The 17,697-nt window shown below is 52.2% G+C and carries 11 protein-coding genes; 9 read left to right on the plus strand and 2 right to left on the minus strand.

The genetic code is table 11. From position 1 onward, the window contains the following. Positions 1–113: 113 nt before the first annotated feature. The 3 genes from H581_RS36380 (at position 114) to H581_RS0110475 (ending at position 8,688) form a co-directional block, all read left to right on the plus strand. Positions 114–7,301 carry a LamG-like jellyroll fold domain-containing protein gene (locus H581_RS36380; RefSeq protein WP_051250654.1) on the plus strand — a complete coding sequence of 2,396 codons (7,188 nt, stop codon included), beginning with the start codon at positions 114–116 and terminating at the stop codon, positions 7,299–7,301. Between the two features lie 39 nt (positions 7,302–7,340). Further along, on the plus strand, positions 7,341–7,577 hold the full coding sequence (locus H581_RS39305) for an SDR family oxidoreductase (protein ID WP_028609939.1): 237 nt from the start codon (positions 7,341–7,343) through the stop codon (positions 7,575–7,577). A 403-nt stretch (positions 7,578–7,980) separates the two neighbouring features. After that, positions 7,981–8,688 (plus strand): YhcN/YlaJ family sporulation lipoprotein, encoded by a 708-nt coding sequence (locus tag H581_RS0110475; protein WP_028609940.1) that lies wholly within the window; start codon positions 7,981–7,983, stop codon positions 8,686–8,688. A gap of 40 nt (positions 8,689–8,728) precedes the next feature. Here the strand turns inward: H581_RS0110475 and H581_RS0110480 are convergent, their stop codons facing one another. Both H581_RS0110480 and H581_RS0110485 read right to left on the minus strand, forming a co-directional pair. Next, the gene (locus H581_RS0110480) at positions 8,729–10,804 is read right to left on the minus strand and encodes a capsular polysaccharide export protein, LipB/KpsS family (RefSeq protein WP_028609941.1); all 2,076 of its coding nucleotides are present in this window, start codon (positions 10,802–10,804) and stop codon (positions 8,729–8,731) included. Between the two features lie 18 nt (positions 10,805–10,822). Further along, positions 10,823–12,280, minus strand: coding sequence for a glycosyltransferase family protein (locus tag H581_RS0110485; RefSeq protein ID WP_028609942.1), 1,458 nt, complete (start codon positions 12,278–12,280; stop codon positions 10,823–10,825). 214 nt (positions 12,281–12,494) lie between these two features. Between H581_RS0110485 and H581_RS0110490 the strand changes: the two genes are divergently transcribed. From H581_RS0110490 to H581_RS0110515, 6 genes are read left to right on the plus strand one after another with little or no spacing between them, the layout of a single operon-like run. Beyond that, positions 12,495–13,208 (plus strand): acylneuraminate cytidylyltransferase family protein, encoded by a 714-nt coding sequence (locus tag H581_RS0110490; protein WP_028609943.1) that lies wholly within the window; start codon positions 12,495–12,497, stop codon positions 13,206–13,208. After that, complete coding sequence (locus tag H581_RS0110495; protein WP_028609944.1) at positions 13,201–13,995, plus strand: SDR family oxidoreductase; 795 nt, start codon at positions 13,201–13,203, stop codon at positions 13,993–13,995. Before H581_RS0110490 ends, H581_RS0110495 begins: the two co-directional genes overlap by 8 nt. Next, complete coding sequence (locus tag H581_RS0110500; RefSeq protein WP_036718456.1) at positions 13,989–14,912, plus strand: Gfo/Idh/MocA family protein; 924 nt, start codon at positions 13,989–13,991, stop codon at positions 14,910–14,912. The genes H581_RS0110495 and H581_RS0110500 overlap by 7 nt, the downstream gene beginning before the upstream one ends. After that, on the plus strand, positions 14,896–15,720 hold the full coding sequence (locus H581_RS0110505) for an SDR family oxidoreductase (protein WP_028609946.1): 825 nt from the start codon (positions 14,896–14,898) through the stop codon (positions 15,718–15,720). Before H581_RS0110500 ends, H581_RS0110505 begins: the two co-directional genes overlap by 17 nt. Positions 15,721–15,736: 16 nt before the next feature. Beyond that, positions 15,737–16,717 (plus strand): Gfo/Idh/MocA family protein, encoded by a 981-nt coding sequence (locus tag H581_RS0110510; RefSeq protein ID WP_028609947.1) that lies wholly within the window; start codon positions 15,737–15,739, stop codon positions 16,715–16,717. Beyond that, positions 16,702–17,673: a Gfo/Idh/MocA family protein gene (locus H581_RS0110515; RefSeq protein WP_028609948.1), complete on the plus strand. Its 972-nt coding sequence runs from the start codon at positions 16,702–16,704 to the stop codon at positions 17,671–17,673. Before H581_RS0110510 ends, H581_RS0110515 begins: the two co-directional genes overlap by 16 nt. Positions 17,674–17,697: the final 24 nt, after the last annotated feature.

Genomic DNA, 17,697 nt, shown 5'->3' on the forward strand with positions numbered 1-17,697 from the left:
AACTAGGGAGGTGAGTCCATTGATATAAATATGAAAGCGATTTCATATTCGAATTTGTCATTTAGCCCAAAAGGCAAGACTGTTCAATGATGTTTCAGGAGGGAGATATTTAAATGCAAAACAGAATCAAGTATATACTCAAACAAGTAAAGAAAACACCAAGACAAACCGGAAGGTTTTTGATTGTTTTCCTGCTCGCCGCGTTGATTTTACCGTCGTTCGGACCAGCAGGTCCGGGGGTGGTGCATGCGGCAGAAGAGCCGTCAGCTGATGGTTATCTGGATAAAATCATATTCGGCAATACGGATTCTGAAAGCGCTCACAATTTCAAGGGCGATTTTACAAGCGTAATGACCGGCTTTATGGACGAGCCTGCCCGGGTATCGAATCCTCGTGTTCCGGCTGAAGGGCAGGGCGGGGATCTGACGTTCACAGTGAAGGTCGATCCGTATTTGCGCAACTATTTGACTTTGAAATTTGGTAATGAAAGCTCGGATGGTTACATCGGCATGATCAATATTAACGGCGAGCAGATCGGATATATCTCGTACGGCGATTATGAAACGATTAACAAACGCCGGGTACTGCCGAACCGTTTCTTATACAATACGATCATGCTTCCGCTGGAATCGACGGCAGGGAAGGAAACCGTCGAGATCACGGTTAAATCGTTCAACCCTTGGGGTAACATGACTTCCGATACAAGGGGCTATTATAGCGCCTACACTCATACACAAGCCTATATTAACGTAGATGGGGAAAAGCAGGGCTATAAATGGGGGCCCGATCAGAATCCGGATACGATGCTGTCGCCGGATCTGACGGATACGGAGAAACAGGCTCTGATCGATGGCTACATGCAAGATCAGGTAAACCTGTTTAACTCGTTATCGAATAAAGTGGATGGAAGCACAGGAGGTAAGATGTCGATCGTCCGTTATCAGGACGAACTGATGTTTTACGCGGACGTTCTGAAACAAAGTTGGTCTCCGGCAAAGACGCCGGAAGAGAAGAAAGCGGCGCTTCAGCGCATTTTCAAAACGATCGACAACCATGTCAAAGATTATTATGGCAATACGAGGCTGGTGCTGCGCGGCGGACATCAGGGCGACTGGGGCGGCTACTACGGCGCGCTCGGTGAAGCGCTGTACATAGTTGAGAACCTGATCAAGGACGACACGATCTATGGGGAAGCGGCGTGGGGCGCATTTCTGGACGAGCCGTTCGTCACCGGAACGACCGAAGGCGAATTCTCTCTGGCGGGCGTGGACTGGGAAGGCGGCGAGCTGACGCGCCGCGAAGCATGGGAACGGGTGCTGAAGGGGAATTTTGACTTTGCCCGTACACGGCTTTCTTATATCTATAACCAGGTGTACTATACGTACGCAGGCGCGTGGGAGGCTCATGAAGGGCTGCGTCTTATCGGCTCAAGCTTCTACGAAGGCAAAGAGCGCAGCAATCAAATCCTTCTGGAATCATTGGGGATCAAGCCATTCTTGGGAGAAGAGGTGTTGGTCGGTCCCAGCGGCGAAGAATTGGATTTATACCATTCGCTGTTCTATCACGATGGAAATGCGGTCTTCACGGACGATTTTGTCCACATTGTCGGGAAAGGGCTTGCGGGGAGCAAGCTGGATGCGGAAGGCAACGTGGTTAGAAGACTGCCTTACGGCAAGCATTATACCGGCTTGACGGAGGCGGGACTAACAAGGGAAAACGGTTATGTTGCAAACTATGGTGAGGCTGCCAACTATCTTCTGACTTATTTCTATAAAACGTTGAACCATGCCGGCGATGAAGAGATGAATGACGAAATTCTGAAAGCGGCATTGAAATCGGTTCACGCCCGCGGATTTGTCCGTTACTCTTCACTAACCGATGACGGAAAACGAGTGATGAGAGCGGAGCAAGTCACGGACGAGCGAAACCAGTCGATAAACGGGCTTCACGCGTATGGCGCAAGAGTGGGCTTTGGAATGGGGATGCAGTTTGCATCCTTGGAAAAGGCGATGGCTCAGAACGAGCAAAGATACAGCGGTCCGGAATGGGACGAGTACTGGCAGTACGCAAGAGAAGCGGTCGGTTTCGTGCAGCAGCAGCTTGCGGATCACCAGCTATTGCATACCAGAGACTTCGGAAGTAGAATTTCGATGAGCCGACCGAATTACAGTTTAGCGGATGACTATGATTATGTGACTTCCGATCGGGCCGACTACAGCCGGTTTGACGGCAATGTTATGGCTGGGGTTGTCCTTCCGCATTCGGATTTCGATGTATACAAGCCGGAAGAAATTGCCGCGCTTGGCGTCAATCCGGACGACTACGAGCAGTTTGCATGGACGGATATCGACAATATGTACGTGTCGGTAAAAGACGGCGATTTCAGAATGTTCGGCTCGCTGTTTTACCGAAATCGCGGTATGGCAAGCAACGGACGGCTTCGTGTGATGAAGGACAGCTACGACCATATCGTTCAGATCGCAACCAACAACAAGTTCCGGTATGAAGATTACTACTTGCGGGCGCCCTACATCGACTGGGATTTTCACTTTAACGGCCTGGCGAACAATTGGAGCGGGGCTCCGCAGGCGCTGGCCGGCGAAGTTGCTCCGGCTTCTTATCAGCCGGGCGTAGGAACGATCAACCGCGATAACTTTGAAGTGGACAATCCTTATTCCGGTTACCCGGAATTGCAAACGTCAAGGTACGGCAAATATTTCATCATTTTCAACACGACCCGCGATGAATACGGCAACAAGATGACGTTCGATGTGGAACTGCCGGCCGACTTCACGGGAAGCGAGGTGCTCGACCTTGTCTCGGGGACGAACATTGCGGTCGTTGACGGCAATGTGACCGCCCTGCCAAAAACCGCTATGGTGCTGAAATTGACGTCGGATTTCGAACTCGCTCCGAAACCGTTCCACGTCGATTTCGTCCATGCGCTTGCGGGCAATGGCTACGCAGGCATCTCATGGAAAACGACTTCCGGCGGGCAATCCTATACGATTAAACGTTCGGAAACAGAGGATGGTGAATACGAGACCATCGCAAGTGGAGTAACCGGCAATTATTATAAGGATCAGACGGTCCAAAACGGCAAGGTTTACTATTACAAAGTCGCTGCCGTAAACGCAAACGGGACAGGCTGGGATTCCTGGCGCGCTAAGGTTGACTTGACAGCGCCGGTATCCGGTGATGCCGATGCAGTATGGCGCGACGACCGCATCGGGACCACGACAGGCAACGCTGTAATCGACGGCCCCTCGATATCGATCGATGCTGTAGACGGGACAGGTTTCGGTGAAGGAGATGACTCCAATATTTACAAGCGGGATATTTTCGATTCGCTGCATTTTGTAAGCAGGGTCGCTTCCGGCAACAGCTCCATTAGTGCGAAGATCGACAGCGCTTCGGGAGAAGCGGGCGGCATCATGATGCGCGACCGGCTCACTGAGGGAAAAGCCCGCTATATCTATTTCGGCGCGGACGAGAACGGCGGCCTTGTGCTGCAAAACCGCACGAGGATCTCGATCCATCAATTTACGAATCAGGCGGTCGTAAGCCCGTTGAATGCGAATATTCAAGGCTACACCGCTCTGGAGTATCCGTACATCAAACTGATGCGCGACCATGACTCGCAGACGGTGTACGCCTTTGTATCCAAGGATGGGACGAATTGGACGTATGTGACGAAGATGTCTACATTGCTTCCTTATGCTTACTATACGGGAGTCACCGCTTCCGATCAGGCGGAGTTCAGCGAAGTCAACGTGGCGGAAACGCCGCAAGGCAGTTTGACTCCATTCGTGGAAAAAGTACAGGATCAAGCGACACTGTACTGGAATAAACCGAAGCAAGCTTCTTGGTTCAATGTATATCGCGCCGCGGATGCGGCGGCGAGCCAGACCGATCCGGAATTGAAACCGGGTAGGGCGGAGCCGGCAGACGGTTCCCCCTGGACGCTCGTTCTCGCGGAGACGAGAGCAACTTCGTACGTGGAAGAGGGCCTGCGGACCGGCAGCGTGTACTACAGGATATTGCCGGTTCACGGGGACGGATCGCCACAGCCGTTCTATGCCGCATCGGTTACCGCGGATCCGATTGAAGTTGTGATGCAGAACGCGGAGAGCTTGCCGGCTTCGGGGTATACAAAGGCCAGTTATTACCTGTACCAAAAGGAACTGGAGCGCATCAAGACGGAGATGGCGAAGCCGGATGCCGACGAGGCGATGCTGATTGACGAAATCTACGATACCCGCAATTTGCTTGTTTCGTATACATCATCCCTTTATTCATTTGAAGGGGATATGAATAATACATTCGGTTTATTTGACGGCACCGTCACCGGATCGCCTGTATATTCGACCGGTAAGATCGGGCAAGCGATCGAACTGAACGGCATGGACAGCTATGTCACGCTTCCTTCGTCGCATGATTTGTCCGATGCCGATGACATCACGATTGCCGCCTGGGTAAACTGGGGTGGTGGAGAAATATGGCAGCGAATCTTCGAGTTTGGAAACAGTACATCGCAATACTTGATGATAACACCAAGCTCGAGGGATGATAAGAAGTTGCGTTTCAAGATCAAGAACGGAAGCAGTGAGTTGGAATTAGAGTCGCAGCAGCTTCCGATAGGCGACTGGGCGCATGTGGCGGTAACGCTGGGAAGCGGTACGGCGAAGCTGTATGTGAACGGCGAACTAAAGGATGAGAGTCATAACCTGACGATCAAACCGAGCGACTTCAAGCCAAGAAACAACTATATCGGCAAGAGCAATAATGCGGCAGATGCATTGTTTAACGGCATGATTGACGAGTTCCGCATTGAGACCTCCGTCTTGAGCGCTGATGAGATTAAAGCGCAATATAATAAAACATCAACATGGTATGATAATAGCTTGCTTACGCTTCTGTTAGAAGAGGCTGCGGCGGCTGTCGAAGATTATTACACAGCCGAAAGTTTTGAAGCGTTGCAAGCGGCGGTTGTTTATGCGCAAGCGGTTCAGGCGGGAGATCAATCGACGCAGGAGGATGTGGATGCGGCTTCCGCAGAGCTGCTGGCGGCGCTGAACGGATTGCAATATATTGCGGGATTGCCGGTGCTTGATCCGATCGGCAATAAAAACGTCCTGGCCGGCGAACGGCTTGCGTTCACGGTTCACGCAACGAACGCGGAAGAAATCGTGTACGGGGCAACCGATTTGCCGGACGGCGCAACGTTCGACGCGGAAACCCGGACGTTCGAATGGACCCCGGCGTTAGAACAAGGCGGCATTTACTCGGTTACGTTTACCGTCGCTTCCGGTGACTTGTCTACTTCTCAAACGATCAAGGCCACCGTCAAAGGGCAGCCGGTCATCGCTCCCGACACGGCGGTGGAGGCTACGGCGAAGCAGTTGTTCACCTACCAAGTGGATGCATCCGATCCGTCAGGCGCTTCGCTCGTTTACAGCGTAGAGAATTTGCCGGCGGGCGCGTCGTTCGACTCCGCGAATGGCATCCTCACTTGGACTCCGAGCCAAGCGGATTATGGCACCTATCCGGTCACCTTCACGGTGAGCAACGGAAGCTTCGAAGCGAGCCAGATGGTGAACGTTAATGTCAAGCTGCATTCGCTTCCTGCCGCGGACTACACGAAGGGCAGCTACTACCTGTACATGAAGGAAGTGACGCGGATCGAAGCGGCTATGAGCGAACCGGGTGCAGATACGAGCGGGCTTGCGGCCGAGCACGATCAGGCCAAGAATTTGCTTGTTCCTTATACCATATCACTTTATTCGTTTGAAGGGGATGCGAACAATACGTTCGGGTCAATGAGCGGTACTGTCGCCGGATCGCCTGCCTATCCGACCGGTAAAGTCGGGCAAGCCATCGAACTGAACGGAACGGACAGCTATGTCACGCTTCCTCAGGGGCATCATTTGTCGGGTGCCGATGACATCACGATTGCCGCTTGGGTGAACTGGAGCGGTGGGAATATGTGGCAGCGAATCTTCGACTTTGGAAACAGCACGAGTCAATACCTGATACTGACACCAAGCTCGAGGGATGATAAGAAGTTGCGTTTCAAGATCAAAAACGGAAGCAGTGAGTTGGAATTGGAGACGCAGCAGCTTCCGGTAGGCGACTGGGCGCATGTGGCGGTAACGCTGGGAAGCGGTACGGCGAAGCTGTACGTGAACGGCGAACTAAAGGATGAGAATAATAATCTGACGATCAAACCGAGCGACTTCAAACCAAAAAACAACTATATCGGCGAGAGCAACAATGCAGCAGATCCGTTGTTTAACGGCAAAATTGACGAGTTCCGCATTAAGAACTCCGTCTTGAGCGCTGACGAGATCAAAGCGCTTTATAATCATACGTTAACATGGTTAGATAATAGCTTGATCACGCTGCTGCTGGAAGCAGCCGCGGCGATCGACACCGAGCTGTACAAAGAGGAAAGCGTACAAGCGCTTCAGGCGGCCGTATCCAATGCAGAATCGGTCTATGGAAAACTTGATGCAACCCAGGAAGAGATCGATGCGGCATCCGAAGGGCTGATTGCGGCACTCGAAGGGCTGCATTGGAAGGACATAACCGCATCCCTGGATCCTGTGGAACCAAGCGGTAAGAACGGCTGGTATACTTCCCCGGTCACAGTAACACTGTCACCTGAGCCAATCGCGGAATACAGTCAGGACGGCGGAATTACGTGGACGGCCTACAGTGCGCCTGTAGTCTTGAGCGAAGAGGGAACACAACAGCTGCTGTACCGCCGTTCCGTCGACACGGGAGAGACGGAGTCACTGGAGCTCCATATCGACCTTACAGCGCCTGTGGTGCAAATAACGGGCGAGACAACGTACACAGTCGATCAGACGGTGATGATTACGTGCAGCGCGTCGGATGTTACTTCAAGCGTATATGGTAAGCCGTGCGATCAGCCTCTTCTTCAGGTGAAGGCGTATATGCTGGAATCCGGAGAGAATATTGCAAAGGTCACTGCAGAGGACGTGGCGGGCCATCAAACGACGGCCACCCATACGTTTACGGTGACGGTAACGTTCGACAGCTTGAAAACCGTGACAAATTCTTTCCTGCAGGAGACGGGCTACAAATCGTGGGAAACCGTTGCAATTTCGTATAATCAAAAACTGGATCAGGCGAAAGCTGCGGCCGGCAAAGGAAAAATAGATGCAGCGAAGAGTATGATAGCCGACTATATCGAGCAAGTAACGGATCAAACCGGCAACTATTTCACACAGGAACAAGCGGATATTCTGATCCGCTGGGCGCAAATTGTGATTTGACCAAATAATAACAGCATGAGTGAAGGCCGACGAAGCACTATGTCGGCCTTTCCTCAAACCAAAATTGGAAACGCTTACACTATTACCAACATTTGTGGACACAAAGGAGGTGGTGCAAGCGAAATAATTCAAGATATGATTGTACAAATGCATCCCATGATGTGTATGGGCAGGCCGCAGGAAATTGCGGATGGCATTGATTGGTTGTGCTCGGATGAAGCTTCTTTTGCCACCGAAACCCTATTAAATATGGATGGTGGATTCACTGCGAAGTAATTGAACCGAGCGGAAAACCGGCAGGTCTGAATCCACAAATGACGTTTATTAATGTTTCCGGAAGAGGGACAGACAGTTCGGAAAAAAAGGCGGTCTATGCGGGCAAAATTGAAAGGAATGATTTATTGCGCCGTCCTTTCAAGGCTGCGTACATGTTTCGACCAGGTCTGACCATTCACCTGCATGATGTGAAATCAAAAACAAAGCTGTACCAACTTGTTTGCGTTTTGCTGAGTATGCAAAAAACGGTGTGCTGAAAATGGCAGATCACGATAGCAAGACGCAGATTCATAAGCGTTGATTTTTGTTGTTCTGACGCCTCCCAAAATGTATAGTTCCGGCTGAAAGGGCAAACGCTAAGAAGGGCCTGAAGCCTGATCAAATTGGAATGGAGGCTGATCAAATGCGAAAGCAAATCATGGCTTTGACAGCAGGCGTGCTTCTCTCGACGATGCTTGCGGGCTGTTCGGCAAAGCAAGGCGATTTGGGCAATAAAAACATTCGTACTAATAGTATAAGGCAAGATGCAAATGGCAATCTTATCCGTGATAAACGGTTTGCGATTGATCAGAAAAATGAAATGAACCGGGTAAACGGCCGGCGACTGAATAGCAATAATTTAGTTGGCTCCCATAAAAATTACCGTATGGAAATGAGCGAAGTCATCGCCGGGAACCTTAAGAAAATAGAAGCGGTAAAATCAGCTTACGTCATGCTGACCGATCAAAATGCGTATGTAGCGGTATCCTTGGATGAACAAGAGCCGTCCTCTTCTTCTAAAATGATGAGCCGCACGAATTCCGTTTATATGGGAGAAGAAGGTACCCGTATGAGCAGAAGAATGAGCAATTTGTCCACGGGAGAACATATGCTGACCGATCAAATCAAGGATAATGTCGCCAATGAGGTTAGACGCATGAATCCAGGCGTGCAGCATGTATACGTATCGGCGAATCCTGACTTTGTCGGGAGAATGGCCTCTTACAAGAATGATGTGAGGCTTGGCCATCCTATCCAGGGCTTTATAGCGGAATTTAATGCGATGGCAGAGAGGATTTTTCCCCCTGCCGCAAATAATAAGTCAACAAACCGCAGTTATATTTTTGATTAACGATCATGAAAATGAATACGGCTTAGGGCTCTTAACTCCCCTAAGCCTTTTTTGAAGCTTTTCGCTTTTTTCTCCTTTTTTTTCGCAGCCGCACCCGTTTTCTTTTGCGAATAATGCGGTTATTCCGCGACAGCTCAGCCCTCAGGCTGTCAGCTTGCACGAATTCCTCTTCGTTGTTCACCTCAAGCGCATCGGCCGCCTGCATCTCGTACGGGATCACATTTGCTCCGATTAGACTGCCGGTTTCCAGCAGCACCGATGCTTTGCTCGCGACGACCGCCCCATTAGGCGCCAAGGCCGATTCTTGGGGAGCATTAGGAGGCGTGCTGACGCTGCGTACCGTATCGGCTCGCGAGCTTATGAGCAGTTGAATCGCCCTGCCGATATGTCTGCTTGTTCGGAACGGGAATGCGGGAGCCAAGAGCGCAATCATATCCGATTCGCCGCCATTGCGGACGAATTCTTGCTTGAGCTGTCTTAAACAAAGCTCCGCAAAATCTCCATCCATGCTAAAAAATGACTGTTCCGAAGAATTGACTTGAAACATACTGACACCGCTGCTGCGGCTGAAACGGTTAGATAGATCGCTCCGGTCGGTAGCGATGATGATCCGGTCGACAGTCTTGCTATCGCGGGCGGCCTTAACCGTCTGTTCAATTAAGCTAATGGGACAGTAGCGGTTAGCGCTGACGGGAATGACGGCCGTAACCTTTCCCATTTTTATACCGGTAACGGACTGAATAAACTGCTTTATCTTTCTCTTGGCGTCACCTCCGCCGTTATAGGCGCTGGCGACGTACATATTCTGCTTAGCCAGCATGAGGCGGCGATAAGAGCCGCTCCTCATGAACGGTTTGATAATTGACTTTAGCTGCTTGTATCCCTTCGCGGAGGTTACCCGCCTGCTGGAGGCGTAATAGGAATACTCGTGTTTATTCGTATCCGGGAAGAAGGCAAGCGAGATGACGGGCTTCCGGAACAGCATCGCTTCAAGACCGGTCGTAGAGAATTGAACAAATACGGCGTCCGAACCGTTTAGCAAATCGTTAAGCTGAATCGAACGGTGGCGAATAAGCCGCGCGAACGGGTATTTGCGAACCAACGAGCGGGTCAGACCGCTTCCTCTCTGACGGGGATGATTCTTGACAAGCAGGACAACCTTCTTGCGGTACGGAAGCAGCGATCGGAGGATGGCTCTCATGACGATTCTGTTGTGTCGCTGCGGCAGAGGCTGTTCAGGATAGACGAAAACGGTTTTTCCCGGCCGTATTTTTAATTTTTTTAGAAGCTCCGCTTTGTTCATCCATTTGTTCGTAAAGATCGGATCGAAACGCGCATTCCCCAATAAATGAAATTTGGAACCCGGGACTCCGAATTGCGTTAGGCGCTTCTTATGCTGCTCTCCCCAAGCCACGTAATGATCGATATTCGTTGACAGGATTTGATACGTATCGTTCAATCCGAATTGAATGTTCATGGTTGGAATGCGGCGCTGTTTACCCATATGCACAAGCAAATAACCCATCGGATTAACGGAAGAAAACTGAATGACGCCTTTCACGTTGTTTTTCCCGAATAACCGGTCTATTCCGTCAATCTTGCGCATGACGGATCGCAGCTGTATCCGAATCCACCTCATAAATGATTTGCGTTTAAAATAAGGATGGATGCCACGCTGCCTGACAATCGACCTAATCTGGCGAAGCAGGGACCGGTACTGCCCGGCATGCAGACGACCGCTCGCCTCCGGATTGTATAACGGCTTCTTTAATCGCCGTCTGCTTCTGTTCTCGATACAGGTAATACTATTCCCTCGATCTACATCCAGTCCTTTGGTGACCAAAATGCTGTAGACGATTTTTCCCGGATTTCGGCTGGCGGGACGATAAGCAACCGGTGTGACGTGATCGTTCCCGACAAGCCTGCTATACAAGGTACGTTTCTTGAACAGCCACTTCCGGCCGCCAGGCTTTGACCGTCTATAGAGCCTGACTGCATTGCGATGGAACGAGTAGCCCATTGCCCGCACAACGGGTACGTGTTTGTATCTGACATTGCGGAACAGATAAAAGAAGCTTGCCGTTAGCTCGAAAGCCCGATATTGCAAGTATTTCATCAAAATACACCCCTGACATTAAGTTCGGAGCAGAGAAGCGACCAGGCTGCGTACGCGCTTTCTGGGCGAGCCTCCTTGGTGCAAGGTTTCGGCAAGGAACTGCTGCCCAATGGCGGCTAGATCCCTCCTTGAATCCTCGCTCTCGATCAACTCGCGCAAGTAAGCTTCCAACTGCTGGGGTTCTGTAGCGATGTAACCGGCTTTTGACCGGGAGAGGATCGACAGGCAGCCGTAATAATCGGTCGGAAAATCAGTTTGCAGAACGAGAATGCCTTTGCCGAACATAGCGGCTTCAACGGCAGTCGTCGAAGATACGGTCGCTAACACGTCGATGCCGTTCAATAAATCATACAAATGATGCTTTGCCGGAAAAACGATAACGTTCGGATGACCGGCGGCAATCCGGCGGTAGGTTTGTTTATCTTTAGGATGACGTTTGATAACGAGTGTTACCGGCAGATCCTTTATCGCGGCCAGCAGCCATTTCAGGAAGAGGTCGTTCATCCATTTAGCGGTTTGTGTCGTATAACCGATGATCAGCTGCTGCTCCGGGATCCCCCATTTCGATCTTAACCATTGCGGGCTCTTCCACGAACCTTTAAAGGCCTCCTCGAACCGGATGCTCCCGATCTCCCGAATACGCGCGGCCGGAACGCCTTTATTCTGCAGCCACTCCCTATAGTTTTTTCCCCACATGCAATAATAAGCCGCCCGGAAAGGCAGTAACGGAGCGATCATCGGCATGTGATACTGCAGGTACACATACGGGAGACGGTATCTGCGCGCTAACAGCGAGAGCGCTTCTCCCGGCACAACGGAGGTGTCATAATCCAATACGACGCGAACCGGCTTCCGGCGAAGAAGAGCATCCGCGGCATGAATTTGCTTGACTGCCGTCAGGCATTGCGCATAGAGCCACCTCGGGAACCCGGTTTTTCCGAACACTTCATGTCTCCGTTTCAGCCGGCATATACGATGAATCTCGCGCCGCAGCCTGCGCCGCGTACGCAGCGGGACGCTCGTTCGCCTCATTCGCGAGTCAAAGCGGTAGATTTCAAAGCGTTTGGGCAATTTAGTTTTCTTGACCGCATCCCAATCGATTCGATTAGAGACCGTTAAGATGACCCGGTGCTTTGGAAATTGCTTCTTGGCGAGAAAAACGAGCCGCCCTGGAAGAAGAATCCGGTTTCGGCCGCGTTCCCGTTTGAGCGGGCGGGCCGGCCTCGGCCAGCGAACAAGCTTCTGCTGCACATCGGCGATAGAGCGAAAGCGGTGCTGCTTTATTTTTTGACGCACATATAGCGAATGACGCAATTTTTTAAGGAGCTGAGCTTTCGTGTAGCTGTGAAAATTCCGCATAAGTACAAGCGGAAGCTCGATACCGCGATAGGTTAAGCCGCGAAATGCCTCGAAGAACTCCCGCGTTAAACCGTATTTTAGATGTAAATAAGGATTCATGCGGTCCGCTCCGTACATGAAAGCCCCCCTTATCCGCAGTAAAAGCTCTGTTTTATCGTATGAGCGGCAGCAGCCGGGTGATATAGGGCAGATACCCATTTTCAGGGGAGTTTCTCTATGATCTCTATCATTTTTAGCAAAGTTGGATGTTTTTCTTATAACCTTTCTACTTTTTTTTTCATACAGTAGAGTAGGACTGCTAGAGTTTAGGACCGAGAAAGGAGCAAACCAAATGATTCAGAATAGAAGAGTCGTCGCTCTTATACCGGCTCGCGGCGGCAGCAAAAGTATCCCGCTCAAAAACATCAAGATGATGAATGGGAGGCCGCTTCTAGCATGGACGATCGAAACAGCGCTCCAAACGAAAGAAATCGACCGCGTCATCGTCTCTACGGATCATGAGCAAATCGCCCGGGCAGCGAGGCAATACGGAGCTGAAGTGATGATAAGGCCGGACCGTTTCGCGCAGGACGACTCGCTGCCGATCGACGTCATAAGGTACTGCATGGAGCAGTTGCAAGCGGAAAAAGAGGCGGCTGATATCATCGTTTATTTGGAACCGACCTGTCCGCTGCGCAAGCCGGAAGATATTAGCGGCTGTCTGGCTCTGCTGGCTGATCCCCGGAACGGCTTTAACACGGTTGCCACGTTCAAAAAGGCCGACCTTCATCCGTACCGCGCCTGGAAACTGGTCGGAGACAAACCCGGCATGTTCATGGACGGCGCCGTCCCCTGGCTGCCCCGGCAGCAGCTTTCGGACGCTTATCAGTTGAACGGCGCCGTGTATGCCTTAACATTGGAAAGTATTTCGGGCTCCGGCATTTCCGTTCTGTCAGACCGCTGCGGCGCCGTCGTTATGCCGGGCAGCCGTTCGGTTGATATCGACGACGAAATCGATTTTTTGCTGGCGGAGCTGCTGATGCAGAGAGGGGATAGCCATGGCTGACATTTATCAATTATTGTCGCTGCAAGGTAAGGTTGCGCTCGTAACCGGCGGCGCGGGTTATTTGGGCACGGCGATCTGCGAGACTTTGGCGGAGCTTGGCGCTCATGTCATAATTGCCAGCCGGGACCTGAAGAAGTGCGTGCAGAAGGGGAAAGAGATCGAAGGCCGCGTTGCCGGCTCGAAGACGACGGCAATCGCCTTGGATTTAATGGACAAATCGTCTATCCGCCAATGCTTTCAACAGATCAATGCCGATTTCGGCGGATTGGATATTCTCGTGAATAATGCATGGTCCGGCAATAAAAACTCCTTCGAATCCATTACGGACGAAGATTGGCTGTATGACGTTGAAATGAGCATGACCTCCGTCTTCCGGTGCGTGAAGGAAGCGATGCCCGGTTTAATCGCCAAGAAGGGCGTCATCCTAAACGTTACTTCCATGTATGGACATGTCGCCCCTGACTACCGGATCTACGACGGCGTGCAATTTACTAATCCGCCCAGCTACGGCGCGGCCAAAGCCGGCGTAATCCAATTTACTAAATATTTGGCAAGCTTCCTGTCTCCTTACGGCATCCGGGTCAATTGCCTTAGTCCCGGAGCCTTTCCACACCCGGTTACCCGGCAGCATACCTCATTTATGAAGCAGCTTTCCGGCAAAAATCCAATGAACCGGATCGGCGAGCCCGATGAATTAAAAGGAGCGGTTGCCCTGCTTTGCTCAGATGCTTCCAGTTATATGACGGGGCAGAACGTGTGTGTCGACGGGGGATGGACGGTATGGTAATGAAGGTCGGCGTCATCGGGCAGTCCGAGGGCAACGGCCATCCTTACTCCTTCTCGGCTATCCTTAACGGCTACGACTCCGAGAAGCTGGCAGCCGCCGGCTGGAAGCCGATCCAACATTACCTTGCGAAGCGCGACGCTTCCGAATTCGGATTTGACGGGATCCAAGTGACGCATGCCTGGACGCAATATCCGGACGCAACGTTAAGCTTGTGCGAAGCGTGCCGCATCCCCAACCGGCTTACCGATTGGCGGGAAATGATTGGAGAGACGGACGCCGTTATCGTGGCAAGGGACGATGAACAATCGCATCTGGAGCTCGCGCTGCCGTTCCTTGAACGCGGAGTGCCCGTATTCGTCGACAAGCCTCTCACTACGAGCATGGAGCAGCTTCGCTTATTACGGCCGTATCTGGAGAACGGGCTGCTTATGTCCTGTTCGGGCATGCGGTACGCCGAGGAGCTGGATGGACTTCGCGCCGGCCTCTCTTCTTACGGCGAGCTGCTGCTGCTGCGCTGCGCGGTCGTCCGTTCCTGGGAGAAGTATGGCGTGCATATGCTCGAAGCCGTTATGCCGTTCATCGGTTCGAAACCGCAGTCCGTCATGGCGCTGAACGCCGATCATCCGTCGATAGCCGTTACCTTCGAGAGCGGGCTCCTGCTGCAAATTGACTGTCTGGGCGACGCTCCTCCCGTATTCCAAATCGATGTGTTCGGCAGCCAGAGGCGCGGCGTCTTTCATATCGAGAATAATTTTTCCATGTTTCGCCGGATGCTTTGGCATTTTTTCCATTCTATTCGAACGGGGATGCCGGCCATTCCGGCGGAGACGACCCTGACCATCATGCGGATACTGGCGGCCGGCCGCCGCTCCGTGGAAGAAAGGAGAAATGTGAAGCTAGATGAATTCTCATTATAAGTCCATGTTTGAGTTAAAGGGAAAAACGGCAGTCGTCACGGGCGGCATCGGCATACTCGGCAGAAGGATATGCGCGGGACTCGCGGAATGCGGGGCGAATGTGGCCGTCATCGATTTGGACGAAGCCGCGGCCTCCGCGTTCGCGGCTGAGCTCAGCGTAAGCTACGGAACCGTCTGCCGCGGTTACGGCTGCGACATCACTTCGGTCGATGAGGTTCGCCGGGAAGCGGAACGTATCTTTCAGGATTTCGGTAAAATCGATATTTTGCTTAACAATGCGGCAACCAAATCCTCCGATCTGGACAGCTTCTTTGCTCCCTTCGAGCAGTATTCTCTGAAGCAGTGGAGGAAAGTGATGGACGTTAACATCGACGCCATGTTTCTCGTTGCGCAAGCCGTCGGGAAATATATGATTCTTCAGGGTACCGGCGGGTCCATCATACAGACGGCGTCGATATACGGTATGCTCGGACCGGATCATCGCGTATACGAAGGCTCCTCTTTCATGGGGCGTCCCATTAATTCGCCTGCCGTCTATTCAGCATCGAAAGCGGCCGTGTACGGCTTGACCAGATACCTGGCTACCTATTGGGCCGGTCACGGTATTCGGGTTAATGCCGTTACGCCGGGCGGAATCGAGAGCGGTCATAATGACACCTTTCAGCAAAAGTATGCGGCAAGGACTCCTCTCGGCCGGATGGCCAGACCGGATGAAATCGTCGGAGCCTTTATATTCCTGGCATCGGACGCCTCAAGCTACGTAACGGGCCAAAACATTATTATCGACGGCGGTTTAAGCGCGTGGTAAGAAAGGAGGAAATAGTATGACTCTGCCAAACATTGCGATCATCGGTGCCGGCAACATCGGCAGCCGTCATCTGCAGGCGCTTGCTCTTCTCGGGCATACGATAGCCGTCTGGGTCGTCGATCCTTCGGTTCAGTCGCTGCAGAGAGCCAAGCTTTTTTATCAACAGGTTGCGGTTGCTGCGAGCGCACCGTCTCCGAAGTTTCTAACCGCTATCACCGGACTGCCGGATGAATTGGATGCCGTCATCGTTGCAACAAACAGCGGTATTCGGCGTGCGGTTATCGAACAGCTGCTTGCAGCCAAAAAAGTGAAGCATTTGATATTGGAAAAGATATTGTTTCAGAATCCGGAAGATTACAGCGCAGTGGAAGAGCTGCTCAGAGCAAAGAAGGTATCGGCTTGGGTGAACTGCCCGATGCGGATGCTCCCGTTCTACCGGCAGTTGAAAGCAAAGCTGGATCCCGCTGCAAAAATGAAATACCAGGTAAGCGCATCGTTCTTAGGCATTGGCACTAACGCGATTCATCATTTGGACTTAGTGGCTTATTTAACGGATTGTTATTCCTTCACGTTGAACGGCAGCAAGCTTAGCGACCGCTTGCTGGGAAGCAAGAGACCGGGCTACGTGGAATTCGCCGGAACGCTGGAAGCCAGATCCGACAAGGCGTTTATCTCGATTACCTCGCATGCCAAAGGGGAGACCCCCATGCTTATTCATCTGGCAACCGACACCTTCCACTGCTTGATTCGATCGAGCGAGCATAAGGCTTGGATCGCCGAAGCCGGGCATAATTGGTCCATTACCGAAATGAACTATACCGAGCCGCTTCAAAGCCAGCTTACTCATCTCGCGATCCAGCAGCTTCTTAACAGCGGCAGCTGTGAATTGACGCCCTACTCCGCATCTACCGGACTGCATCTTCCTCTAATTACCGCGCTCACGGAAAAATACCAATCGATCGTACCTGGAGGGGTGATGGCATGTCCGATCACTTGAGCTCCGAACTTCTGCTCATAGGAGCGGGGAAAATGGCGGCAGCCTATGCGAGAGTATTTCGTGCGATGAACCGGAGCATGCTCGTCATTGGCCGCGGACCGCAATCCGCCGTACAGTTCGAGCGGGAGACCGGCATTCCGCCTATAACCGGCGGCCTTGAGACCGGGCTGTCGCAAATCAATCGCCTACCTGAAACGGCAGTGGTTGCGCTGCCGGTCGAGGGGCTCGCGGAAGCGGCGTTATGCTTGCTAAGCCGCGGCGTGAAACGTCTGCTGCTCGAAAAGCCGGGCGCTTTGAACGGGGGCGAGCTGCACAGCATCCGGGAAGCAGCAAAGGCCGTACAAGCGGAAGTATTCATCGCTTACAACCGGAGGTTCTACGCGTCGACAAGAAAGGCGATCGAGCTCATCGAAGAGGATGGCGGCGTCAGCTCCTTTCACTTCGAATTCTCGGAGTGGAGCCATCTCATTGCCCGGTCGGCCCAATCGCCGGAAGTGAAAAAACAGTGGTTCCTCGCGAATTCGACGCATGTGGCGGACCTGGCATTCTTCCTTGGCGGACCGCCCCGCACGATGAACTGTTTTATCTCGGGAGCCTTATCCTGGCATCCTGCGGCAGCTGCCTTCAGCGGCGCAGGTTCCACGGATACGGGCGCATTGTTCTCGTATCACGCGAATTGGATAGCGCCCGGCCGCTGGGGAATCGAGCTGATGACCCGAAAGCGCAGATTAATCATGAGACCGTTAGAGCAGCTGTATGTTCAGCAAATCGGGAGTACGGCAGCCGAGCAGGCCGAGCTGGAGGACGAAATTGACCTGCTCTATAAACCGGGGCTCTACCGTTTGGCGGCAGCTTTCCTCGACCAGTGCGACCCCTCCTCGCTCATAACGATTGGTCAGCAATGCGATTGGCACGACAGGTTCTACGCACCGATGATTGGTGCCGGGAATCTATAAAATAAGAAGAAGAAGGTGCGTTTC

The sequence above is a fragment of the Paenibacillus harenae DSM 16969 genome, from assembly GCF_000422465.1.
Taxonomy (GTDB): domain Bacteria; phylum Bacillota; class Bacilli; order Paenibacillales; family Paenibacillaceae; genus Pristimantibacillus; species Pristimantibacillus harenae.